24 protein-coding genes and 1 riboswitch are annotated in these 24,369 nt (G+C 63.2%); of the genes, 18 read left to right on the forward strand and 6 right to left on the reverse strand.

Features of this window, described 5'->3' with window-relative positions:
- Positions 1-255: 255 nt before the first annotated feature.
- The 6 genes from PAN31117_RS00210 to PAN31117_RS00235 all read left to right on the forward strand — a co-directional run bounded on the left by PAN31117_RS00210 (position 256) and on the right by PAN31117_RS00235 (position 6,912).
- Entirely contained in the window at positions 256-1,641 is a 1,386-nt protein-coding gene (locus PAN31117_RS00210) for an MFS transporter (RefSeq protein WP_246188853.1), read from the forward strand.
- Positions 1,642-1,787: 146 nt separating this feature from the next.
- A complete protein-coding gene (locus PAN31117_RS00215; protein ID WP_150736438.1) occupies positions 1,788-2,567 on the forward strand; it encodes an HAD-IA family hydrolase in 780 nt (259 codons plus the stop codon).
- An 85-nt stretch (positions 2,568-2,652) separates the two neighbouring features.
- The gene (slmA, locus tag PAN31117_RS00220; RefSeq protein WP_039394856.1) at positions 2,653-3,315 is read left to right on the forward strand and encodes a nucleoid occlusion factor SlmA; all 663 of its coding nucleotides are present in this window, start codon (positions 2,653-2,655) and stop codon (positions 3,313-3,315) included.
- A gap of 339 nt (positions 3,316-3,654) precedes the next feature.
- Entirely contained in the window at positions 3,655-4,857 is a 1,203-nt protein-coding gene (metX, locus tag PAN31117_RS00225) for a homoserine O-acetyltransferase MetX (protein WP_150736439.1), read from the forward strand.
- Entirely contained in the window at positions 4,854-5,528 is a 675-nt protein-coding gene (gene metW, locus PAN31117_RS00230; protein WP_246188854.1) for a methionine biosynthesis protein MetW, read from the forward strand. Before metX ends, metW begins: the two co-directional genes overlap by 4 nt.
- A gap of 106 nt (positions 5,529-5,634) precedes the next feature.
- Positions 5,635-6,912 carry an AmpG family muropeptide MFS transporter gene (locus PAN31117_RS00235; RefSeq protein WP_150736440.1) on the forward strand — a complete coding sequence of 426 codons (1,278 nt, stop codon included), beginning with the start codon at positions 5,635-5,637 and terminating at the stop codon, positions 6,910-6,912.
- A gap of 8 nt (positions 6,913-6,920) precedes the next feature.
- Here the strand turns inward: PAN31117_RS00235 and PAN31117_RS00240 are convergent, their stop codons facing one another.
- From PAN31117_RS00240 to PAN31117_RS00250, 3 genes are all read right to left on the reverse strand, one after another.
- On the reverse strand, positions 6,921-7,658 hold the full coding sequence (locus PAN31117_RS00240; RefSeq protein ID WP_150736441.1) for a hypothetical protein: 738 nt from the start codon (positions 7,656-7,658) through the stop codon (positions 6,921-6,923).
- Between the two features lie 104 nt (positions 7,659-7,762).
- Entirely contained in the window at positions 7,763-8,536 is a 774-nt protein-coding gene (locus PAN31117_RS00245) for an exodeoxyribonuclease III (RefSeq protein WP_150736442.1), read from the reverse strand.
- Positions 8,537-8,701: 165 nt separating this feature from the next.
- Complete coding sequence (locus PAN31117_RS00250; RefSeq protein ID WP_150736443.1) at positions 8,702-9,646, reverse strand: LysR family transcriptional regulator; 945 nt, start codon at positions 9,644-9,646, stop codon at positions 8,702-8,704.
- A gap of 198 nt (positions 9,647-9,844) precedes the next feature.
- Between PAN31117_RS00250 and PAN31117_RS00255 the strand changes: the two genes are divergently transcribed.
- From PAN31117_RS00255 to PAN31117_RS00310, 12 genes are all read left to right on the forward strand, one after another.
- Positions 9,845-10,300, forward strand: coding sequence for a CidA/LrgA family protein (locus PAN31117_RS00255; protein ID WP_150736444.1), 456 nt, complete (start codon positions 9,845-9,847; stop codon positions 10,298-10,300).
- 64 nt (positions 10,301-10,364) lie between these two features.
- Positions 10,365-11,048 (forward strand): LrgB family protein, encoded by a 684-nt coding sequence (locus tag PAN31117_RS00260; RefSeq protein WP_052252431.1) that lies wholly within the window; start codon positions 10,365-10,367, stop codon positions 11,046-11,048.
- Positions 11,049-11,113: 65 nt separating this feature from the next.
- Positions 11,114-11,239, forward strand: a riboswitch (S-adenosyl-L-homocysteine riboswitch).
- Positions 11,240-11,270: 31 nt separating this feature from the next.
- Positions 11,271-12,686, forward strand: a complete 1,416-nt coding sequence (ahcY, locus tag PAN31117_RS00265; protein ID WP_150575151.1) for an adenosylhomocysteinase — start codon at positions 11,271-11,273, stop codon at positions 12,684-12,686.
- A 202-nt stretch (positions 12,687-12,888) separates the two neighbouring features.
- The gene (locus PAN31117_RS00270) at positions 12,889-13,245 is read left to right on the forward strand and encodes a phage holin family protein (protein WP_039394882.1); all 357 of its coding nucleotides are present in this window, start codon (positions 12,889-12,891) and stop codon (positions 13,243-13,245) included.
- A 47-nt stretch (positions 13,246-13,292) separates the two neighbouring features.
- Positions 13,293-14,108, forward strand: coding sequence for a TlyA family RNA methyltransferase (locus PAN31117_RS00275; protein WP_150736445.1), 816 nt, complete (start codon positions 13,293-13,295; stop codon positions 14,106-14,108).
- A 26-nt stretch (positions 14,109-14,134) separates the two neighbouring features.
- Positions 14,135-14,965: a methylenetetrahydrofolate reductase [NAD(P)H] gene (gene metF, locus PAN31117_RS00280; protein ID WP_150736446.1), complete on the forward strand. Its 831-nt coding sequence runs from the start codon at positions 14,135-14,137 to the stop codon at positions 14,963-14,965.
- 242 nt (positions 14,966-15,207) lie between these two features.
- Positions 15,208-16,848: an ABC transporter substrate-binding protein gene (locus tag PAN31117_RS00285; protein WP_150736447.1), complete on the forward strand. Its 1,641-nt coding sequence runs from the start codon at positions 15,208-15,210 to the stop codon at positions 16,846-16,848.
- A gap of 192 nt (positions 16,849-17,040) precedes the next feature.
- On the forward strand, positions 17,041-18,045 hold the full coding sequence (locus PAN31117_RS00290) for an ABC transporter permease subunit (protein ID WP_150736448.1): 1,005 nt from the start codon (positions 17,041-17,043) through the stop codon (positions 18,043-18,045).
- Positions 18,046-18,057: 12 nt separating this feature from the next.
- A complete protein-coding gene (locus tag PAN31117_RS00295) occupies positions 18,058-18,978 on the forward strand; it encodes an ABC transporter permease subunit (protein ID WP_150736449.1) in 921 nt (306 codons plus the stop codon).
- A complete protein-coding gene (locus PAN31117_RS00300) occupies positions 18,975-19,991 on the forward strand; it encodes an ABC transporter ATP-binding protein (protein ID WP_150736450.1) in 1,017 nt (338 codons plus the stop codon). Before PAN31117_RS00295 ends, PAN31117_RS00300 begins: the two co-directional genes overlap by 4 nt.
- Complete coding sequence (locus PAN31117_RS00305; protein ID WP_174990736.1) at positions 19,988-21,016, forward strand: peptide ABC transporter ATP-binding protein; 1,029 nt, start codon at positions 19,988-19,990, stop codon at positions 21,014-21,016. Before PAN31117_RS00300 ends, PAN31117_RS00305 begins: the two co-directional genes overlap by 4 nt.
- A complete protein-coding gene (locus PAN31117_RS00310) occupies positions 20,935-22,014 on the forward strand; it encodes a TraB/GumN family protein (RefSeq protein WP_370855706.1) in 1,080 nt (359 codons plus the stop codon). Before PAN31117_RS00305 ends, PAN31117_RS00310 begins: the two co-directional genes overlap by 82 nt.
- Positions 22,015-22,146: 132 nt before the next feature.
- Here PAN31117_RS00310 and ureG read toward each other — a convergent pair whose 3' ends face one another.
- From ureG to ureE, 3 genes are all read right to left on the reverse strand, one after another.
- On the reverse strand, positions 22,147-22,785 hold the full coding sequence (gene ureG / locus PAN31117_RS00315) for an urease accessory protein UreG (protein WP_150736451.1): 639 nt from the start codon (positions 22,783-22,785) through the stop codon (positions 22,147-22,149).
- A 74-nt stretch (positions 22,786-22,859) separates the two neighbouring features.
- Entirely contained in the window at positions 22,860-23,585 is a 726-nt protein-coding gene (locus tag PAN31117_RS00320) for an urease accessory protein UreF (RefSeq protein ID WP_150736452.1), read from the reverse strand.
- Positions 23,554-24,339 carry an urease accessory protein UreE gene (ureE, locus tag PAN31117_RS00325; protein ID WP_246188883.1) on the reverse strand — a complete coding sequence of 262 codons (786 nt, stop codon included), beginning with the start codon at positions 24,337-24,339 and terminating at the stop codon, positions 23,554-23,556. The genes PAN31117_RS00320 and ureE overlap by 32 nt, the downstream gene beginning before the upstream one ends.
- Positions 24,340-24,369: the final 30 nt, after the last annotated feature.

Consider the following 24,369-nt stretch of genomic DNA (forward strand, 5'->3'; position numbering starts at 1 on the left):
TCCGGGGGGGCGAATCGCACGTGACGCGGTGCTGCGTCACTCCCTGTTGCGCGGCGTCGTCGTGGTGGCGTGCCGCGCATAACGAGCGAGTGATCCGGCAGACGTCGTGCGGCATGACCGTGTGCAGCCGAACATTCCCCGAGCGGCACCATTGCGCATGATTTTCCTGCCCGGCCCGGGCTATGATGCCAAGCAGGCATTGGCGAGCGAGAAGCGAATCCCGGGCCGAGATTTTTTCCTCATGAATTCCGCCATATGACGCAACCGATGGCACCCTCCGCGACGCTGGCCGAAGGCCTTTGTGCGAGCGCACGCCGTATTGCCGTTCCATCCATTCTGCTCGGCACGTTCCTCGGTAATCTCGATGCGTCGATCGCCAACGTGGCATTGCCGACCATCGCGCGCGATCTGGCTGCCGATCCCGCCTCGACGGTGTGGGTCGTCAACGCTTACCAACTGATTTTTGCGATGGCGGTGCTGCCGCTGGCGGCGCTGGGCGAAAAGCTCGGTTATCGGCGTGTGTTCCTGTTCGGTGTGGCCGGGTTCACGCTGGCGTCGCTCGGCTGTGCGCTCGCCCCCTCGCTCTCGTGGCTTGTCGCGGCGCGCGTGGTGCAGGGGCTCTGCGGTGCGTGCATGTCGACCATCGTCCCCGCGTTGCTGCGCATGGTGTTTCCGCCGCATATGGGCGGACGCGCGATCTCGCTGCTGGCACTGACTGTCGCGCTGTCGACGGCGGCCGGACCGAGCGTGGCTGCGGTCATTCTCACCCTGGGCGACTGGCGCTGGCTGTTCGCCATCAATCTGCCCATCGGGCTGGCCGCGCTGGCAGCGTCGCACCGGTTTCTGCCACGCACGCCGGGGGCCGAGCGGCGCATCGACGTGCCTGGCGCGTTGCTCAATGCCGCGACGCTCGCGCTCATCATCATCGGACTCGGCCATGTCGGCGAGGCGGGGCACCACGGTGTCGCCGCGTTGCAAATCGTGCTTGGACTCATCGTGGCGGTGGTGCTCGTGCGGCATCAGCGCAGTCGTCAGACGCCCTTGCTGCCACTCGATCTGATGCGGGTGCCGGTGCTGGCGTTGTCGTCGCTGACGTCCGTCGCCTGTTATATGGCGCAGACGCTGGCGTACGTCGGCATGCCGTTTCTGTTGCAGCACACGTTCGCGCGCAGTGAAGCGGCGACGGGCATGCTGATTACGCCGTGGCCGCTGGTGATCGTGTTCATCGCGCCGCTCGCAGGGCGGTTGTCGGATCGCTGCGACAGCGCGCGCATGAGTGCGCTGGGACTGGGCGTGTTCGCGGTTGGGCTGGCATCGCTGGCGTGGTTGCCTGCGGATGCGAGCGACTGGGGCATCGCCTGGCGGATGGTGATATGCGGGGTGGGCTTCGGCTTTTTCCAAACGCCGAACAACCGCATCATCATGATGGGCGCGCCGCGCGAGCGCAGTGGCGCGGCAAGCGGTCTGATGACGATTGCCCGGACCGTCGGCATGACGCTCGGGGCGGCCGTGGTGGCGTTGCTGTTCGATCTCTATGGCGATCACGGGGCGCGCGCGGCGATGGTGAGCGCGACGATACTGGCGGCGCTGGGCGGTGGCGTCAGCCTGCTGCGGGTACGGGCGAAGGCGCGCGCGGGCTGACGGTGTGGCAGCTAGAGAGATAAGGCAGGCTGAGCCGATTTGTCAAAGTGGGCGTCGCGCGCTAGCATCTTGCCTTGCTGAGACCCCCGTCGCGTTCGCGATGATGGTCATATTCACGTATCTCCTCGCAAAAATCCGCTATCTCCGTGTCTTCTTCTCACGTTCTGAGCCGGCGACGCCGGGCGCACCTCGCCCGTAGCGAGCACGGCACGCGCGGTCCAGTCTGGTTGTTCGATCTGGACAACACGCTGCATCGCGCGTCTCACGCGATCTTTCCGCGCATCAACCGCGCGATGACCGCCTATATCGTCGAGAAGCTGGGCCTGCCGCACGACGAAGCGAATCTCTTGCGCTCGACGTACACCGAGCGCTACGGCGCGGTGCTGCTCGGGTTGATCCGGCATCACGCCATCGACCCGCACGAATTTCTCGCGCAAGTCCACGAACTGCCGCCGCTGGCCGAGGTGCTGCGCGCTGAGCGCGGCATCGCCCGTCTGATGGCGGGTCTGCCGGGGCGCAAGATTTTGCTGACCAACGCGCCGGCGCATTACGCCATGCCGATCGTCGAAGCTTTGGGAATCGGCCGTCATTTCGAGCGGTTCGTGAGCATCGAAGACATGGCGGACCGGCGCGGCTGGCGCGCCAAACCCGACCCGACGATGCTGCGCCGTCTGCTCGTGCGTGAAGGGCTGACACCCTCGAACACATGGCTTGTCGAGGACACGCGTTCGCACCTGAAGCACCTGCGGCATTTCGGAATCAAGACGGTCTGGATCACAGGACATCTGCCGGTGAGAAACAGTCTTGGCAAGGTTATGGCGCGAAGTGGCCGCCCACACTTCGTAGATATCAAAGTACAATCTCTGCGCGAGTTAAGGGCGTACCTGGCGACCGGGGCAGGTGCCAGGCAGGTGAGGGGCAAGTGACGGGCCGGTGAGGGCTCAGTCAGGTTCCCCCGTCAGCCCCTGACCGCGCGACGATTACATAATCCCAACTGATAACGACCAGACGATGCAGCAGGAAAACTCTTCGAACGGCGCCGGTTTCGGCACCGCCGACGCGCTGGAGGCCATGCCCGCGCCCGCGCCGGTGAAGACCACCCGTCCCAAACCGGGCGAGCGCCGCGTGCAGGTGTTGCAGACCCTCGCGGCGATGCTTGAGACGCCCAAGGGCGAGAAGATCACCACGGCCGCCCTCGCGGCGCGGCTCGATGTCTCCGAAGCGGCGCTCTATCGCCACTTCGCGAGCAAGGCCCAGATGTTCGAAGGCCTGATCGAATTCATCGAACAGACCATCTTCGGCCTGATCAACCAGATTTCCGCACAGGATCAGGACGGCGTGACGCAAGCGCGCGCCATCGTGCTGATGCTGCTCGGTTTCGCCGAGAAGAACCCCGGCATGACGCGCGTGCTGACCGGCGAAGCACTGGTCGGCGAACACGAGCGTCTGCAGGAGCGCATGAACCAGTTGCTCGACCGCATCGAAGCGTCGCTGCGTCAGGTGCTGCGTCTGGCTGCAGCGCAAGGCACGCTGCCCGAGACGTTCGACGCGAACTCGCGCGCCAACCTGCTCGTCTCGTACGTGCTGGGTCGCTGGCACCGTTTCGCCAAGAGTGGCTTCAAGCGCTCGCCGGCCGAAGGCGCCGAGCCGCAGGTGGCGGCGCTGCTGCGCTAACTGGCATTTGGCCGAGCGGCGGAAGCGCTTCTGCGCCGAGTGCGCAGATTACGTTATACTTTTGCAACGCGTGGCAGGGCTGACGACACATCGTCCGGCCTTGTCGCGATGACTGGCGCGCCGATTTGGTGACTCGCTTGCGGGCGCGCGAATGACTCTGACGGAGGATCTTCCGGATCTTCGGCTTGGGACATTCAATAAAAATGCGGCTAAAGAGGTCGTTCGCGCACCCCGCCGTTTTTCCGTCGACCCCTTTTCCCGCACAGAACGCTTCAGGACATCGTCCGTCGATGCATATTGACGATGACGCTGACCCCGGCATGTTTCGGACAGGGATTTATGGAATCTTCAATCGGAATCGTCACGCCGCAGCGGATGCATTTCGCTGAGCCGCTGGCACTGCAAAACGGCAGCACCCTCGCGGGCTACGACCTGATGGTCGAGACCTATGGCGAGCTCAATGCCGATCGCAGCAACGCCGTGCTGGTGTGTCACGCGCTCAACGCGTCGCATCACGTGGCGGGCATCGCTGCCGACAACCCCAAGGACATCGGCTGGTGGGACAACATGGTCGGTCCGGGCAAGCCGCTCGATACCAACCGTTTCTTCGTCATCGGTGTGAACAATCTCGGCTCGTGCTTCGGCTCGACCGGACCGATGAGCCTCGATGAAGCCACCGGCACCCCGTACGGCGCGCGCTTCCCTGTCGTGACGGTCGAAGACTGGGTCAATGCGCAGGCCCGGGTGGCCGACGCCTTCGGCATCCGCAAGTTCGCCGCCGTAATGGGCGGCAGTCTGGGCGGCATGCAGGCGCTGGCGTGGAGCATCATGTACCCCGATCGCGTGGGGCACTGTCTGGTGATTGCATCCACGCCCAAGCTCTCGGCGCAGAACATCGCCTTTAACGAGGTCGCACGCTCGGCCATCCTCTCCGATCCCGATTTCCACGGCGGCGACTATTACGCGCACGGTGTGGTGCCGCGTCGCGGCTTGCGCGTCGCGCGCATGATCGGGCACATCACCTATTTGTCCGACGAGGACATGGCGACTAAATTCGGCCGCGCGCTACGACGCGCCGAAGCACTGGTCGATGAGGTGAAGGGCGGTAGCGGGAACGGCAATGGCAACGGAAGCGGCAAGGACGAGGGCTACCGCTTCAGTTTCGACGTGGAGTTCGAAGTGGAGTCGTACCTGCGCTATCAGGGCGACAAGTTCGCCGAGTACTTCGACGCCAACACCTACCTGCTGATTACGCGCGCGCTCGATTACTTCGACCCGGCGCGCACGGTCGGTGGCGATCTGGCGAAGGCGTTGTCGCATACGTCCGCCAAGTATCTGATCGTGTCGTTCGCGACCGACTGGCGTTTCGCCCCGGCGCGCTCGCGCGAGATCGTCAAGGCGCTGCTCGACACGCGTCGCACGGTGAGCTACGCCGAGATCGACGCCCCGCACGGTCACGATGCCTTCCTGCTCACAGATTCGCGCTATCACAATCTGGTGCGCGCTTACTACGAACGTATCGCTCAGGAGGTCGGCGTATGAGCCAGTCCACCGCCCCGGCCAATAACGTGACCAACAGTGCGCAGGCCGCGCAACTGGCGGCGTCGCGTCATCGCATTTCGGTCTCGCTCGCGGATCGCCCCGACTTTCGTGTCATCGCGCGATGGATCGAGCCGTCCTCCCAAGTGCTCGATCTCGGTTGCAGCGACGGGTCGTTACTGCGTCTGCTGACCGACGAACTCGACGTGAGCGGCTACGGTGTCGAGATCGACGACGCGGGCGTACTCGCGTCCGCGCAGCGCGGCATCAACGTCATTCAGCAGAACATGGAAGACGGTCTGAAGCTGTTCGAAGATCAGAGCTTCGATACCGTCATCCTCTCGCAGACATTGCAGACCATTCACCGCACGGCCGACATTCTGCGCGAGACGGTGCGCGTGGGACGCGAAGCGATCGTGTCGTTCCCGAACTTCGGCTACTGGCCGCATCGGCTGTCGGTGTTGCAGGGACGCATGCCGGTGTCGAAGAGTCTGCCGTTCCAGTGGCACAACACACCGAACGTGCGGGTGCTGACGATCAAGGACTTCGAAGCGCTGGCGCCGGACGTCGGTGTGAAGATTCTGGATCGCGCGGTCCTGCACAATGGGCGACTGGTCTCGGTGGGGGCGAATTGGCGTGGTAGTCTTGCGGTCTATCGCGTCAAGCGTTCCTGAACCGACGGCAGCTTGCGGGGCAGCGTAGCGCCGGACCCCGCGTAGCAATAGACTTCGGGGGCCGGGCGCCGTGCATCGCAGGCGGCTGGCCCCAATTGTCCTTTCCATGACCGATTCGCTGCGGCCCGACGACGGGCGCGTCTTCCACCCCACGCGGATGCTCATCTGCGTGATTCTCGGTTTCACCTCCGGCTTGCCGCTCTTCATCCTGCTTAATCTGGTGCAGGCATGGTTGCGCAGCGAGCACGTGGATCTCAAGTCGATCGGTCTGTTCGCGCTGATCCAGTTTCCTTACACGTGGAAGTTTCTGTGGGCACCGCTCATGGACCGCTTCGCGCCCAATTTTCTGGGATGGAAGCCGGGGCGGCGTCGCGGGTGGATGTTCGTCACGCAACTGTTGGTGGCGGGTGCGGTCGCGATCATGGGGACGTATTCGCCGCAGCGCGATCTGATGACGATTGCCGCGCTGGCGGCTGCGCTGGCGTTCTTCAGCGCGAGTCTGGATATTTGTCTGGATGCCTATCGACGCGAGTTGCTGTCCGATCGCGAGCAGGGGCTGGGCACGGCGATGCACGTGAATGCGTACAAAGTGGCGGGTCTGGTACCGGGATCGCTGGCGCTGATCATGGCGGATCATCTGCCGTGGTCACAGGTGTTCTTCGCGACGGCGGCGTTCATGCTGCCGGGCATCGTGATGACGCTCGTGGTGAAGGAGCCGGAGATTCGCGGCACGCCGCCGAAGACCTTGCGCGAGGCGGTCGTGGAGCCGTTCCACGAGTTCGTGACGCGCGGCGGCTGGTCGCAGGCGTTGCTCGTGCTGGCGTTCATCTTTCTGTACAAGCTGGGCGATTCGATGGCGACGTCGCTGGCCACGTCGTTCTATCTGGATCTGGGCTTCACGAAGACGCAGATCGGCGTGGTGGCGAAGGCGACGAGTTTGTGGGCGAGCGTGGCGGGCGGCATCATCGGCGGGATCTGGCTGATCAAGCTGGGCATCAACCGTGGGCTGTGGGTGTTCGGGGTGTTGCAACTGGTGTCGGTGCTGGGCTTCGCGTGGCTGGCCGAGGCCGGTGCGGTGGTGGCGGGACTGGGCGCGGTGATCGCGTTCGAGGCGTTCACCGCGGGGCTGGGCACGGCGGCGTTCACCGCGTACATCGCACGCACGACGGACCCGCGTTACACGGCGACGCAGTTCGCGCTGTTCACGAGTCTGGCGTCGGTGCCGCGCACGTTTGCGAACGCGGGGACGGGCTACATTGTGGACGGCGTCGGTTGGCTGACGTTCTTCCTCATCTGCACGGCGCTCGCCATTCCGGGCATGCTGCTACTGCCGAAGGTCGCGCCGTGGGGCGCCGACGACGACAGCGCAAAGCCACGCGTGTGAGGCGCCGCTCAGGCACCCCGAAACTTCACCTTCTGGCGTTCAACGACCTGCGTCGCGAAGTCCGCATCTTCGGGAATCGGTTCCCAGAAGAAATCCCGCTGGAAGATCGGCAGGAAGTTGAACTTGCGTGACCGGAAGATGCCCCGATTGCGCTTGAACTCACTGTAGCGATCCCCCTTGAACGTCCGGTTCACCGACGTGAACGGCAGCAGTCGCTCGGCGATGTCGGGGAAGTCCAGGTTCGGGTTCGTCTCGCCGAAGCGCGCCATCGCATCGAACTGGTCGGCACAAATGATCTGGATGGCCGTCTCCGGCATGCCGTAGCGCTGGGCCCACATCACGTGCCAGCCATCGCGCGTCTCGTTGATGAAGTTCGCGAGTTGCCCGCTGAGGATGAAAGCATCCGACTCGATGTGAACGATCTTGTCCGCCCCGAGGGTGCGGGCAATCGTGAGCGAGTGCAGGAAACTACGCCACCAGCCAGGGTACAGGCTCATGCTCTGCCGTCCCATGTTGTTGTCGAAACGCGCGATGCAGTATCGGCTGTCGCTCGCACTGAGGTCGGCATGCGCCGGTAGCGTCGGAATGATGTCGGCCGCCGGAAGATGCGGCGAACCGTCGTCGATCATCACGATCTTGTCGGCGTGGATCGGGCCGTCGCGATAGAAATCCAACCAGCGCTGGTAACGTGATTGCCAGGCCTCGGCGTCGCGGATATAGCTGGTACAGAAGAGAAGAGCCTTCATGGGGGATACACTTCACCGTCCGATGACCGGGCGGCTGATGACTACAGTTTGCAATGGGGATTTTTGCCAGAGCGGACACGCGCGGTGCCGCCCCGGATGCCGTCTTAGAGCGCGTGATCGTAGTCTACGATCAGCGGGGCATGGTCGCTGAATTTGATGTCGCGGAAGACGGAAGTCGTCTTCGCCTTGCCCGCGATGCCCGGTGTAGCGATCTGGTAGTCGATGCGCCAACCGACGTTCTTCGCATACGCCTGTCCGCGATTGCTCCACCACGTGTACTGCTCCGGACGCTGATCCAGCGTGCGGAAGACATCCACGTAGCCGTGCTCGTCGAATAACTGCGTGAGCCACGCGCGCTCTTCGGGCAGGAAGCCCGAGTTCTTCAGGTTACCCTTCCAGTTCTTGATGTCGATTTCTTTGTGCGCGATGTTCACGTCGCCGCACAGCACGACTTCGCGTCCCTCGGCCTTGAGCGCCAGCAGGTGCGGCATGAAGTCGGCCATGAAGCGGAACTTGGCCGCCTGACGCTCCTCGCCGCTCGATCCTGACGGGATGTACACCGAGATCACCGACAGATTGCCGTAACGCACCTCGACATAACGACCCTCGGCGTCGAACTCAGTGTTGTTCCAGCCGATGACAATGTCGTCGGGCTCGCGTCGCACGTACACACCGGCGCCGCTGTAACCCTTCTTCTGCGCATAGTGGAAGTAGCCTTGATAGTCGTGCGGCTTGAGGAAGTCCGGCGTCATGTCCGGTAACTGGGCCTTGATTTCCTGAACGCAGAGGATGTCAGCGTCCTGATTGCCGAACCACTCGAAAAAGCCCTTCTTGGAGGCGGATCGCACGCCGTTCAAATTCGCGGTAATGATGCGCATGAGTCTCGATGTGTCGCGCCGCTCTCGCGCCCGTGGAACGCGATGCAACGGCAAAAGGGGGAAATTTGTCAGCGGCAAGGATACCGCAATCGCCGATTCCCGTCGGACGACGGCCACGCGTGCACTGTGGGTGCGCCCGACTTCCTGCTGTCTGCCAAACACCAATCACTTGCGTCGTGCGCCGCCTGCGATAGCCGCCTTCGCTTCGCCGTCGCCACCCGGTCCGAGGATGTCGCGCGCCAACGCGAGCCAGCGTCGTGCCGCATGCGACAGATACGAGTCGCGTCGCCACGCCATCGCCAGATCCCACGGAATCTCCGGATCTCGCACGTCCGTCATCACGAAACGCTTCGGATCCAGCCGCGCGCAGAAAGGCTCCGGTAGCAGCGCAATACCCACGCCGTTGTCCACCATCGACGCGATGAAGTCCCATTGACTTGAGCGCCCCGCAATCTTCGGCGTGAAGCCCGCGCGCTGACACGCGGCGATCACCAGTTCTGACAACGCAAACCCTTCGCCATAGAAGACGAAGGGCTCGTCACGCAGCTCGCCGAGGCCGACGGAGGCGCGTCCCTCCCAGCGCGACTCCCGGGGTGCGATCAGACGCAACTGGTAATGACAGACGGGTAGCACGTCCAGCACGGTCGGGTCGACGGGCAGCAGCACCGCGCCCAGTTCGATCTCGCCCGCCAGCAACGCCTGCTCGATGGCCCGCGAGCCGGTCTCGAACAGCTTCATCTCGATATCCGGGTAGTGCTGATGGAACGCGCCGATAACCGGGATGAACAGGTCGCCGCCCAGCGGCGGGATGCCGATCGACAACTCGCCGCGCGACACCGTCTCGAGATCCGCCAGCTCCTGCTGCAGACGGGCATGGGCAGCGAGTACGTCCTGACCGCGCTCGAAGACAACGCGTCCCGCATCGGTCAACTGAAGTCGACGGCCCATGCCGCGCTCCTCGCGCAACATAAGCGGTGTGCCCAGTTCGTCTTCCAGCGCCTTGACCATTTTGCTGACCGTCGGCTGGGTGACGAACAACGCTTCGGCCGCCGCCGTGAAGCTCTGCTGTCGCACAACCTCCACAAATCCTCGCAACGCACGCAGTTCCATTTTGGTTCTCTCGTTTGCACCCTAGTGGTGCGTATTGGCGGAAAGCCCCGTCCCGTAAGGCTCTCCTATGCACTATTAGGGTTAATACTTAAATTATTCCAATTTGGAATTGTTCTGATACGACTAATTCATTATATTTATGTTGCGCTGCTTCCTATACTGCTTCTCATATCCAGGAAAACCCTTAGGAAGCCAGCCATGACCAAGATGATCGCCAGCCGTCTGTACAGCCGTAGCAAGCGCGTCGTTGGCGTGCTTTGGCAAATCGCGCTCCTGACGGGCATCTATCTGGCGGCCGATGCTGCGTCGCGTCATTTTCATCTGCCCCTGCCGGGTGGCGTGCTGGGCCTGCTCGTCGTCGTCGCGCTGCTCATGAGCGGTGTGCTGAAGACGGAGAAGATCAAGCGTGGCGCCGACTGGTTTCTGGCCGAGATGATCCTTTTCTTCGTGCCGCTGGTCGCCGCCGTCATGCAATACACCGATCTGCTGCGTCAGGAAGGCCTGCAACTGCTGGCTGTGATCGGCGTCGGTACCACGCTCGTGATGGTCTCGACCGCGCTGGCCGTTGACTTCGCCTGCCGCGCCGAGCGTCGTCTGAAGCTGGCATTCGCCCGCATTCCGGCCCGCCGTGCGCATGCGCACGATGGTCGTTGATGAATTACGCAATCAACGCCATTCGCGCCGTCATTCAAGCTAATCGCACTCGCAGGGAATTGTCATGAATCATACGGCGCTCCTGCTGCTCGTTCTCACCGTCTTCTTTTATTACGTGTCGAAGCGTCTTTATGCGCGCTTTGGGAAGGTGTGGCTCGGCCCGGCGATTCTCGCGCCGATCCTGGTCATCGGCGTGATGATCGGCGGCGATATTTCGTATACGACGTACATCGCCGATTCCCGCTGGCTCGTGTGGCTGCTGGGACCGACGACCATCGCCTTTGCGGTGCCGATTTACGAGCATCGCGACATCATCCGTCGCCACGCCTTTGCGCTGACGTTCGGCGTGCTGGTCGCGATGGTCGTGGCCGTCGGTAGTTCGTATGTCCTCGCGCGGCTGTTCGAGTTGCCGCCGGAGATGGCGCGCAGCCTGCTTGCACGTTCGATTTCGACGCCGTTCGCACTCGTCGTGTCGGATCAGGTCGGCGGTTCGCGCGATCTGGTCGGCCTCTTCGTCATCATCACCGGCCTGATCGGCATGTTGCTGGGCGAGGCGCTGCTGTCGTGGCTGCCGCTGCGTACCCGTATGGCGCGCGGCGCCCCGTTCGGCGCGGGCGCTCACGGCTTCGGCACGGCCAAGGCGCGCCAGATCGGTGGCGAAGAAGGTGTCGTCGCCAGTCTCGTCATGATGATCAACGGCGTGCTCATGGTCCTCGCCGCCCCGCTGATCGCCCATCTTCCCGTCTGATAAAAATAACCCTTCGGGCGTCGCCCCTGACGTAACTTCGCGCATCAGTTTTGCTACAATGCCGGGGTCTTGAGGAGCGTTGCGACAGCCGAAGTGCTGCCAGGCTCAAGATCCTTCCTATTGGCCCCGCCGGCCGCCGGATTACCCCCGGATCGTTGGCGCGTGGGCCCCAAGAACGGCGCTCACGTCCCAACTATCTAGACTTTAGAGAAAGGAGGCGTGATGAACGCCGTAGTCGATTCGAAATTCTCCGATTTCCACGTTGCCGATATCAATCTGGCGGCATGGGGCCGTAAAGAGCTGACCATTGCCGAGAGCGAAATGCCCGGTCTGGTCGCTACGCGTGCCGAATTCAAGGCCAGCCAGCCGCTCAAGGGCGCGCGCATTGCTGGCTCGCTGCACATGACCATCCAGACGGGCGTGCTCATCGAGACGCTGACCGCGCTGGGCGCCGAAGTCCGCTGGGCTTCGTGTAACATCTTCTCGACGCAGGACCATGCCGCCGCCGCCATCGCGGCCGCTGGCATTCCGGTGTTTGCGTTCAAGGGCGAGTCGCTCGACGAGTACTGGGAATACAGCCACCGCATCTTCGAATGGCCTAACGGCGAGTTCGCCAACATGATTCTCGACGATGGCGGCGACGCCACCCTGCTGCTGATTCTGGGCAGCAAGGCCGAGAAGGATCTGTCGGTCGTGGCCAACCCGACCAACGAAGAAGAAGTCGCGCTGTACGCCGCCATCAAGCGTCACATCGAAATCGATCCGCAGTGGTACAGCAAGCGCCTGTCGCAGATCAAGGGCGTGACCGAAGAGACGACCACCGGTGTGCACCGTCTGTACCAGATGGAAAAGGACGGCACGCTGCCGTTCCCGGCCATCAACGTGAACGACTCGGTCACCAAGTCGAAGTTCGACAACCTGTACGGCTGCCGTGAGTCGCTGGTCGACGGTATCAAGCGCGCTACCGACGTGATGATCGCGGGCAAGATCGCCCTCGTGGCCGGTTACGGCGACGTGGGCAAGGGCTGCGCGCAAAGCCTGCGCGGTCTGGGCGCGACAGTGTGGGTCACGGAAATCGATCCGATCTGCGCACTGCAAGCCGCCATGGAAGGCTACCGTGTCGTGACGATGGAATACGCAGCCGACAAGGCCGACATCTTCGTGACGGCGACGGGCAACTTCCACGTGATCGATCATGACCACATGGCCGCCATGAAGCATCAGGCCATCGTCTGCAACATCGGTCACTTCGACTCGGAAATCAACGTGGCGTCGACCCGCAAGTACGAGTGGGAAAACATCAAGCCGCAAGTCGATCACATCATCTTCCCGGACGGCAAGCGCATCATCCTGCTGGCTGAAGGTCGCCTCGTGAACCTCGGTTGCGCCACGGGCCACCCGTCGTTCGTGATGAGCAACTCGTTCACGAACCAGACGCTCGCCCAGATCGAACTGTTCGTGCACGGTGCCAAGTACAAGAACAGCGTGTACGTGCTGCCGAAGCATCTGGACGAGAAGGTCGCGCGCCTGCACCTGGGCCGTATCGGTGCCGAACTGACCGTGCTGAGCGACGATCAGGCGAAGTACATCAGCGTCGACAAGAACGGTCCGTTCAAGCCGTCGCACTACCGTTATTGATCGATTGACGTTGCCGCGCGGGTCGTCGGCGCGTTGCATGGAGGAATGCGACGTACCGACCAGGCGCGGTAACGCGTGGTGAAGCCACGGCGGTGCGATGGCGTCAGTTGCCGTTGTGCCCGCCGGGGCTTGCTGGACTCGAATTTCCCACCGCCGGTGCGGGCAAGAATGCCGTGCACCGGCAAGTTTTACGGAGCTTGCCATGCGTCTGCTGCTGATTTGGCTTATCAATGCCATCGCGCTTCTCGTTTTGCCGTACATCGTGTCGGGCGTTCAGCTCAAGGGCATCGGCACGGCGCTGATCGTCGCGGTCGTGCTTGGCCTGATCAACGCGTTCCTGCGCCCGCTGCTCGTCGTGCTCACGCTGCCGGTCACGGTGGTGACGCTGGGCCTGTTCATCTTTGTCATCAACGCACTGTTGTTCTGGCTCGCGTCGCATGTGGTCAAGGGCTTCGAAGTCTCCGGCTTCTGGGCGGCGCTATTCGGCTCGCTGCTGTACAGCCTGATTTCGTGGATTCTCTCGGCGTTGGTGTTCGGCGATCGCGTCTCCAACGTGTAAGTGTCGATAGCCTTTCGTCGACGGTTCTTTGCAGGAAATTCGTAGTCATGTCGCAAGCTCTCCGTGCCGATCAGGCTCTCGTCTCCCGAGGGTTGGCGGCGTCGCGCACTGTCGCTCAACGTCTGATCGATGCCGGACGCGTGTATTACACCGGCACCGAGACGGCGCTCAAGAAAGCCAGCCAACCGGTGGCGAGCGACGAGGAACTGGAAGTGCGTGCGGCGGCTGACGGATTGCCGGACGAGGACCGTTACGTGTCGCGCGGTGGCCTAAAGTTGGCTGGCGCACTGACCACGACGGGACTCGACGTGACGGGCCGCGTGGTGCTCGACGTTGGCCTGTCGACCGGTGGCTTCGCGGATTGCCTGTTGCAGGCGGGGGCGGCGCAGATCGTCGGCGTCGACGTGGGGCACGGGCAACTGCATCCGCGTTTGATGGGTGAGCCACGGCTCGCGTCGCTCGAAGGGATCAATGCGCGGCATCTGTCGCGCGAAATGCTCGATGAGCGTTTGACGGAAGTCGTATCGGATGGCGGACTGAATGCTATCCCCGAGGCAGGTTTCGATCTGATCGTGGGTGACGTGTCGTTCATCTCGCTCACGCTGGTGTTGCCCGCTGTGGCGCCGTTGCTTGCGCCGGGGGGCGACCTGCTGATGCTGGTGAAGCCGCAATTCGAAGTGGGACGGGAGCACATCGCACGCGGTGGCCTCGTGAAAGACACCGCGCAGTACGCGCAAGTGGAGACAAAAATCCGCACCGCCTGTGAAGCGCTCGGACTGACGGTGGCCGCATGGCTCGACAGTCCCATCGCCGGCGGTGACGGCAACCGGGAGTTCTTCGTGCACGCCAGACGTGCTGCATGAACGGCACCCACGATAACAAGACGATCATGACGCAACCTTCCTTCAGTTTCGAATTCTTCCCGCCCAAGACTGCCGACGGCGCGCAGAAGCTGCGCGCGACGCGTGAGCAACTGTTCCCGCTTGGCCCGAAGTTCGTCTCCGTGACGTTTGGCGCGGGCGGCTCGACGCAACAGGGCACGCTCGACACCGTCATCGAAATCCAGCGCGAAGGCGTGGACGCCGCACCGCACTTGTCGTGCGTCGGCTCGACTCGCGACAACATCCGCGACATTCTCACGACGTATCGCGATCACGGCATCCGTCACATCGTGGCGCTGCGTGGTGATCTGCCGTCGGGCATGGGCGAGATCGGCGAGTTTCGCTATGCGTCCGAACTGGTCGAGTTCATTCGCGCCGAGACGGGCGACTGGTTCCACATCGAAGTCGCGGCTTACCCCGAATACCATCCGCAGGCGAAATCGCCGCGTCACGATCTCGAACACTTCGCCAACAAGGTGAAGGCGGGCGCGAACGCGGCCATCACCCAGTACTTCTTCAATGCGGACGCCTACTTCCGCTTTGTCGACGACGTCGCCCGCCTCGGCGTGGACGTGCCGATCGTGCCGGGCATCATGCCGATCACGAACTACTCGCAGATGATGCGTTTCTCGGAAATGTGCGGTGCGGAAGTGCCGCGCTGGATCGCCAAGCGGCTGGAAGGCTTTGGCGACGACCGCGAAGCCATCCGCGCCTTCGGTCTCGACGTGGTGTCGGCGCTGTGTGAACGGTTGCTTAAGGAAGGCGCGCCGGGCCTGCACTTCTACACGCTCAATGCGGCGGCAGCGACCAAAGCCATGTGGCAGCGGCTCGGTCTGTAAGGACGCACAGCAAGCGGTGGAAGGGCAGGAAGGGGGTAGGGTGCGCGCAATCTTTGCTGCCTGATGACCGCTCGGGAAGTCAATCCCAATCAAAATTGAGTGATTTCCTAATCAGAAACACCACAAATGGGCGGTTTAGTAGGGATTTGGCGTGTTGTTACGTAGGTGAAGGTTAAGTAATATCCCTCGTGGGCTCGGCGGCTGATCGTTGCCGGGCGTCAACTCAAAGATACGAGGAGCCTATGAAACAGACTCACACCCTGCGTTTGCTGTTGGCTGCAACCGTGCTTGCCGGAGCGGCAGTGATCCCGCCCGCGTCAGCCGTCGAGCTCCCGAACAAGACCCTCGTCTACTGCTCCGAGGGCAGCCCCGCCGGTTTTGATCCGGGGCAACTGACCACCGGCACCGACTTCGATCCCGCCGACGCCATCTACAACCGCCTCGTCGCCTTCGTGCCGGGCGAGACGGGCACGATGCCGTCGCTGGCCGAGAAGTGGGACATCTCGCCGGACAACAAGGTCTACACCTTCCACCTGCGCAAGGGTGTGAAGTTCCACACTACCGAATACTTCAAGCCCACACGTGACTTCAACGCCGAAGACGTGAAGTTCACGTTCGACCGCATGGGCGACCGCGAGATGCCGTTCCGCAAGGCTTACCCGGCGGAATTCCCGTATTACGTGGACATGGGCTTGCAGGCCGACATCGAGCGCATCGAGATCGTCGATCCGTACACCGTGCGCTTCGTGCTCAAGAAGGTCGACGCCCCGTTCATCCAGAACCTGGCCATGTCGTTCGCGTCGATCCTCTCGAAGGAATACGCAGACAAGCTTATGGCGGCGAACAACCCGCGCGACATCGCACTCAAGCCGGTCGGCACTGGCCCGTTCATCTTCCGCAGCTACACGAAGGACGCCACGCTGCGTATGGACGGCAACAAGGAGTACTGGAATACGAACCTGCCGCCGAAGGTGGGCAAGCTGGTGTTCGCCATCACGACGGACGCCAACGTGCGTATCCAGAAGCTCAAGCGCAATGAATGTCAGGTCGTGACGTACCCGCGTCCGGCGGACGTCGATGCGCTCAAGGCCGACATTCAGGCACAGGGCAAGGATTCGAAGATCAAGATGCCGGATCAGGTGGGCTTCAACCTCGGCTACGTGGCGTACAACGTCAAGAAGGCGCCGCTCGATCGCGTGGAAGTGCGTCAGGCGCTCGACATGGCGATCAACAAGAAGGCGATCCTCCAGTCCGTGTACGGCTCGGCCGGACAGTTGTCGAACGGCGCGCCGATGCCGCCGACGCAATGGTCCTACGACAAGAACATCAAGTCGGCCAGCTACGATCCCGAAAAGGCCAAGGCGCTGCTCGACAAGGCGGGCGTGAAGGGTATCGAGATCACGCTGTGGGCCATGCCGGTGCAACGTCCGTACAACCCGAACGGCAAGCTGATGGCCGAGATGATTCAGGCCGACTGGGCCAAGATCGGGGTGAAGGCGAACATCGTCACGTACGAATGGGGCGAGTACATCAAGCGTGCCAAAGCGGGTGAACACGATGCCATGCTGATTGGCTGGACCGGCGACAACGGCGATCCGGACAACTGGCTCGGCGTGCTGCTCGGCTGCGATTCGATGAATGGCAACAACTTCTCGAAGTGGTGCTACAAGCCGTTCGACGATCTCATCAAGCAGGCGCGTCAGACGACCGACGTCAAGGAGCGCACCAAGCTCTACACGCAGGCGCAGGACATCTTCGCGCAGCAACTGCCGTTCTCGCCTATCGCGCACTCGACGCAGTACAAGCCGATGGCCACGAACGTGAAGGGCTTCAAGCTCAGCCCGTTCAGCCGTAACAGCTTCGCTGGCGTGTCGCTCGATTAAGTTCGACTAAGAAGCCGGATTACGTCTCACCGACAAGAAGAAAGCTGACTGGCCCGGCCGCCGCGCCCGGGCCAGTTCGCAGCACCCGGACGGAAGATCGTCCACGACTGACAAGATTCACTAACGCGGCATTGCGCCACTTGTCCCTGCGCCGGGGACGGGCGGCGCGCGACGCCCCCACGGAACATTCCTATGCTGAGATTCGTCCTGAGACGACTAGGCATGGTGATCCCGACGTTCATCGGCATCACCGTCCTCGCGTTCGCGCTCATTCACCTTATTCCCGGCGATCCGATCGAAGTGCTGGTGGGCGAGCGCAATCTCGACCCCGTCATGCACGCCGAAGCGATGAAGCGGCTCGGACTCGACCAGCCGCTCACCACGCAGTATTTCGTCTATCTGAAACACGCCGCACAAGGCGACCTCGGCCGCTCCATCGTGACCAACGAGGGTGTGCTGCACGAGTTCTTCGCCCGCTTCCCGGCCACGCTGGAACTCGCTCTCTGCGCGATGATTTTCGCACTCGCCGTCGGTTTGCCAGCAGGTATCGCTGCTTCGCTGCGGCGGGGGAAGATGCTCGACCACACCACCATGGGGGCTGCGCTCACCGGCTACTCCATGCCGATCTTCTGGTGGGGACTGCTGCTCATCATGCTGTTCTCCGTCGATCTCCAATGGACGCCCGTGTCCGGTCGCATCGGCGTGGAATACGACGTGCCGAGCGTGACCGGCTTCATGCTCATCGACACCTTGCTCTCGGGAGACGAAGGCGCATTCGCCTCGGCGGTTAGCCACCTGATTTTGCCGACCATCGTGCTCGGCACCGTGCCGCTCGCGGTGATTGCCCGCATGACGCGCTCCGCGATGCTCGAAGTGCTGCGTGAGGACTACATCCGCACGGCACGCGCGAAGGGGTTGTCGCCGTGGCGCGTGATCGTCGTGCATGCGCTGCGCAATGCGCTGATTCCGGTCATCACGGTCATCGGTCTGCAAGTCGGCACGCTGCTCGCGGGTGCTGTGCTGACCGAGAACGTCTTCTCATGGCCCGGCATCGGCAAGTGGCTGATCGATGCGATTCTTCGACGCGACTATCCGGTGGTGCAGGGCGGCATTCTGCTCATCGCGACGGGCGTGATTCTGGTCAACCTGCTGGTCGACGTGCTTTACGGCGTCGTCAACCCGCGCATCCGGCACTGAAGGAGGTCAACAATGAGTGACACGCCTGCTACGCTGCCGCCTCCCGCCGCCGTCACGGCCACGCCGCGCGCGCGCCTGATCCGGGAGTTCCTGCGCAGCTTTACCGCCAACCGCGGCGCAACCGTCGCGGCCATCGTCCTGTTGCTGATGTTCGCGGCCGCCCTGCTCGCGCCGCTCATCGCCCCGCACAGCCCCATTGAGCAATACCGCGACTTCGTGAAGATTCCGCCAGCCTGGTTCGAGGGCGGCAACGCACGTTTCCTGCTCGGCACCGACGAAGCCGGACGCGACATTCTTTCGCGCCTGATCTACGGTGCGCGGCTGTCGTTCTGGATTGGTCTGTCGTCGGTGGTGCTGTCGCTGATCCCGGGCATTCTGCTCGGGTTGCTGGCGGCGTTTTTCCCGCGTTGGCTGGACACGCCGATCATGCGTCTGATGGACATGATGATGGCGCTGCCCTCGCTGCTGCTGGCGGTCGCCGTGGTGGCTGTGATCGGCCCGGGCCTTGCCAATACGACCATCGCGATTGCGATCGTGACGTTGCCCGCGTACGTGCGTCTGACGCGCGCGGCGGCCATCGGCGAATTGCAGCGCGACTACGTCGTCGCCTCGCGAATGGCGGGTGCGGGCACGCTGCGCCTGATGTTCTCGACGGTGCTGCCGAACTGCGCGGCGCCGCTCATCGTGCAGGCAACGCTGAGCTTCTCGGTGGCCATTCTCGACGCGGCGGCGCTCGGCTTTCTCGGCCTTGGCGTGCAACCTCCGCTCGCGGAGTGGGGCTCGATGCTCGCGTCCGCACGCGACTATATGGAAAGTGCCTGGTGGATTGTGACGCTGCCGGGACTTGCGATCGTCATCTCGGTCCTTGCCATCAACCTGGTCGGCGACGGCCTGCGCGATGCCCTCGACCCCAAACTGAAACGCATCGCATGAGCCTGCTCTCCATTCGAAATCTATCGGTCGACTTCGACGGCGCACGCGCTGTCGACGCCATCGACCTCGACGTCGGCCAGGGCGAAATTCTTGGCGTGGTCGGCGAATCCGGGTCCGGCAAGAGCGTGACGATGCTCGCGCTCATGGGCCTTATCGACGCCCCCGGTCACGTCACCGCCGACGAAGTGCGTTTCGACGGCCGCGACTTGCTTCACGCGTCCAAACGCGAGCGCCGCAATATCGTCGGCCGTGACGTCTCAATGATTTTTCAGGACGCGCTCACTAGTCTGAATCCGAGCTTCACCATCGGGTATCAGATCGGCGAGGTGCTGCGCCGTCACATGGGATTGCGCGGTCGGGCGCTGCGTGAGCGAATCGTCGAACTGCTGGAACAGGTCGAGATTCCCGACGCAGCCAACCGGCTCGGTGCTTATCCGCATCAGCTTTCGGGCGGGATGAACCAGCGCGTCATGATCGCGATGGCGATTGCGTGCCGTCCCAAATTGCTGATTGCCGACGAGCCGACGACTGCGCTGGACGTCACCATTCAGGCGCAGATCATGGCCTTGCTGCTGCAACTGCAGAAGGACTACGGCATGTCGCTCGTGCTGATTTCCCACGATCTCGCGGTCGTGGCGGAAGTCGCGCACAAGGTGGCCGTCATGTATGCGGGGCAGGTCATCGAAGTCCAGCAGGTGCCAGCGCTGTTCGACGCGCCGCATCACCCCTATACGGAGGCGCTGCTCTGCGCGATTCCTGAACACAACCGGGGGGTGCGTCGATTGCGCACGCTGCCGGGCGTAGTGCCGGGGCGCGACGATCGGCCGGCGGGCTGTCTGCTGTCGCCGCGCTGTCCCTACGCCGACGATCATTGCCGCGAAGTTCAGCCTGCGCTGACACCCTATGTCGGGCCGAGCGCAGTGGGTTCGCCGATGGTGCGGTGTTTCAAGCCGTTGCCGCATGAGGTGGCGATCGGGCAGCCGAAGGAATCGTCGACGGGAGGGGCGCAATGAGCGAAACGGTATTTGCGACGCCTCCGGCCAGTCCGCAGGCGGGTGCGCCGGACAACCGCGTGGTGCTTGCCGCGCAGGATCTGACGCGTTTTTACACGGTCAACCGCGGGTTGCTGCGCGGGCAGGCGAGCGTCAAGGCGCTTAACGGCGTGTCGTTCGAGCTGAAAGCGGGGCGTACGTTGGCGGTGGTCGGCGAGTCGGGGTGCGGCAAATCGACGCTGGCGCGAGTGCTGACGTTGATCGAGACGCCCACGTCCGGCAGACTCTTCGTCGAAGCGACCGAGACCACGGCGGCGTCGGCGGGCGAACTGGCGCCGCTGCGCACGCGCATCCAGATGGTGTTCCAGAACCCGTACGCGTCGCTCAACCCGCGCAAGACGGTGGGGCAGGCGCTCGACGAGCCGCTGGCGATCAACACGTCGCTCAGCCGGGCCGAGCGGGGCGAGAAAATCGCTGCGATGATGCGCACCGTCGGCCTGCGTCCGGAGCATGTGGCGCGTTATCCGCACATGTTCTCCGGCGGTCAGCGTCAGCGGGTGGCGATTGCCCGGGCGATGATCCTGTCGCCAGCGATTGTGGTCGCCGACGAGCCCGTTTCGGCCCTGGATGTCTCAATTCAGGCACAGATCCTGAATCTTTTCATGGATTTGCAGGACCGATACGCGACGAGTTACGTATTCGTGTCGCATAATCTCGCGGTGGTCGAGCATGTGGCCGACGACGTCATGGTGATGTACCTCGGCCGCGCGGTCGAACACGGTCCCAAGGCCGCCGTGTTCGGCAAGCCGCTGCATCCGTACACGAAGGCATTGATGTCGGCAACGCCGGCGATCAAGGCGTCCGAGCGGCGGGTGAAGATTCCGCTGATCGGCGAGTTGCCGTCGCCACTGCGCCCGCCTCCGGGGTGTGCGTTTGCGCCGCGCTGTCCGTATGCGGTTGACCGATGCCGTCAGGAAGTGCCGCAATTGCGAGAACTCGAAGGACGTCGGGTGGCGTGCCATCGGGTCGAAGAGATAGAGGGATAAAGAGATTGGGTGGACCACCACGCGCGACGCATGTGCGCCGGGGCGTTGCATTGACCGGCTGGCTGCTGGGTTGCTTGCTGATGACGCTGGCCGTCACGCTGGATGCGGCGACGACCGCCGTTCCGCGCGCGGTGGCGCCGCGAACGTTCCCGTTGGTGGTGCCCGAGCCCGGCGAACCGCCGCCGGGCGCCAATCTCCCGTTCTACGAAGCGCGCAAGGGCGACATGACCATCTACGTGATGGGCACGTTGCACGTGGGCAAACCCGACGACTATCCGTTCCGAAAAGTGGTGGTCGATGCGCTGCGCGTGTCGAAGGTGGTGGCGTTCGAGCTGTCGCCCGACGACCTGACGATGTCGCAGGACGACGTCCAGAAATACGGCATGTGCTCGCGCGCCTGCCTGCCGAGGCTGATCCCCGCGCCGCTCTGGCGTCAGTTGCGCGACCGTCTCAAGGGCAATCCGGCGATGCTCGCCGAGATTCGCCACATGCGCCCGTGGCTGGCGGCGCTGCTCGTCGAGACGCTGGATTCGATGGGCGCCGACCTCCAGACCGAGTACGGCACGGAAAACCAGTTGGAGAACATCTATCGTGGTCGCATCGTCGGCCTCGAGTCGCTTGCCGAACAGATGGACGCGTTCACCGGACTGACGGCGGCACAACAGAACGAGTTGCTGGCGCAGGAGCTGGTACTCACGCCGAAGAAGGCGACGGCGCAGGTGGAGGAGTTGCACCGCTTGTGGCGTGCGGGCGATGCCGAACTGGTGTTCGACTGGTCGCAGAGCAAGGCGCTGCAAGTACGACGCAATGCGACGTTGGCCGACGCGATAGACGAGCGCATTCTCTACTCGCGCAACCGTCGCTTTTTGGCGCGGATGCTGTTCCTGGCGGACCCGGGCAAGCCGGTGTTCGTCGCGGTCGGCACGTTGCATCTGGGCGGCCCGCACGGGATTCTCCAACTGCTTCGCGAACACGGGTTTTCGGTCGCGCAGCGGTAACTCGGTCGGGACATCGGAAGCATGGGCGATCCGCATAGGAATCGCCCGAGAAATCTCCCGACCCGATTGACTCGCCCCTTTCCTGACGATTAATTTGGCAACACTCGCGTGAGTGGCCCCCCGCCCATCACGTCACGCCAGCATCCCTCGCGCCTCGATGAAGCTGATGATCTCCTGGAGGCCTTTGCCTTCTTTCATGTTGCCCATCACGAATGGACGCATGCCACGCATCTTCTGCGTGTCGGAGCGCATGATATCGAGCGACGCGCCGACGTAGGGCGCAAGGTCGGTCTTGTTGATCACCAGCAAGTCGGATTTCGTGATGCCCGGGCCGCCTTTGCGGGGGATTTTCTCGCCGCCAGCCACGTCGATCACGTAAATCGTCAGGTCCGACAACTCGGGGCTGAACGTCGCGGCAAGGTTGTCTCCGCCGGACTCGATGAACACGACGTCCGCCTCCGGAAAGCGATCCAGCATGCGCTCGACGGCTTCGAGATTGATTGATGCGTCCTCGCGAATCGCCGTGTGCGGGCAGCCGCCCGTCTCCACGCCGAGAATCCGCTCAGGCTCCAGCGCACCGGCGACGGTGAGCAGCCGCTGATCTTCCTTCGTGTAGATGTCGTTGGTAATGACGACGAGATCGTAGCGATCGCGCATTGCTTTACAGAGCATCTCGGTCAACGTGGTCTTGCCGGAGCCAACCGGGCCTCCGATGCCGACACGCAGCGGCGGATTCTTTTTGGTGCGACGGGCGTTGGCGGATGTCGTCATGGCGTATGTCGTGGTGGCGGTGAGTGAAAGATGACGCAGGAAATGACGAATAAGGTGACGCGAAAACTCGCGTCCTACGAACGGAACAGCCGGGAATACTGTGTTTCGTGGCGCGACGCCAGAATGGCCAGCGCCGGGGAAAACGTGTTGATCTGATCGTCCGGCAGCGACGCGGCTCGATGGGCGGCGTCGACCACGCGCGGACGCAATGCGACGATGACGCGCTGTGCCGCCAACTGCCCGAGTGGCACCGCCTTGAGCGCACCGGCAACTTGATTCTCCAGCCAACTGAACGCGTAAGCGACGAGCGTGTCGGGCAACGGTGCGCCATGCGTCAGCGCGGCGAACGCAAAGGCTGTGGGCAAGGCAATCGGTTTGAGCGACGACAGATGCTCGCGTTGCTCGGCATCGCCCCATTCGAGCGACACCGCGAGTTGGGTGAGCGACCAGCCCATCTGCTCGGTCTCGGCGCGCAGTTCCGCGGTCTCTCGCGTGGCGAGCAACCAGTCGTTGATGTGGCGTAACGCTGCGACGTCCCGCGCTTGCCAGTGACGCCACTGACGCGCGAGCAGCGCCATTTCACCCGTTGTGAAGACGCCGTCGAGCTGGCTGGCGATCCAGCGCTCGGCGCTGGGAGCGTCGTGGATGATGCCGTGCTCGACCGCTGCTTCGAGGCCCTGGGAATAGCTGAAGGCACCGATGGGAAGCGCAGGTGAGGCGAGATGAAGCAGCGCCGCGAGCGATTGCAGCGACGCCGCCGCGACCGGCTCAGTGAGCGGGCTGGGCAGGCTTGCCGTCATCGGTCGGACTCACTGAAGCGGGTTCGCTACCGGTGTCGGCGGCGTGATGGTGGCCACAATCCGGGCCATGCACATGGTCGTGGTCTTGCGCATGATCGTGACCGTGCGAGTGATCATGGCCGCAGCTCGGACCGTGCAGATGAACGTGATCGTGTCCGTGATCGTGACTATGCGAATGCGAGTGATCGTGACCGCAGCCCGGACCATGAACATGCCCGTGGTCGTGATCATGGTCATGACCGTGATGCTCGTGAAACACGCGCTGTGCGAGTTCGAAGTCTTCGGCGTAAGTCGCGTCGTGACCGTGCTTGTGACCTCCACCGTAAGCGCCGGCTTCCGGCTCGAAGGGCATCAATGCTTCGGCGACGTCGACATCGAGCCGCAGTAGCATGTCGCGCAAGACCGGGTCGTATTCGAGCTTGAGGTACCCGTCGCCGACTTCCACCGGGGTATGACGATTGCCGAGGTGATACGCCGCGCGGGTGAGCGCGAGGGCGGTTGACGCGCTCACGAGCAGCACGGTTTCGGCCGCCGCTTCCACACGGATGAACTTACCGTCGTCTGCGACGAGCACATCGCCCCCGCGCAGCACGGTGCCGCGCGGCAGAAACAGCGCGACCTCTTCACCGGTCTCCAGCGTCGCACGAAGACGGCTCTTGCTGCGCGCGTCGAACGGCAGCACGAGCGCCGGGGCGCGGCGCGCGAGCGGGGCGGCGATGTGTCCCGCTTCGAAGCGCTTCTCGACACGACGCAAAGTTGTGGTCGACGACGGAGGGATCTCGGA

This window comes from Pandoraea anapnoica, from assembly GCF_902459765.1.
Lineage (GTDB): Bacteria > Pseudomonadota > Gammaproteobacteria > Burkholderiales > Burkholderiaceae > Pandoraea > Pandoraea anapnoica.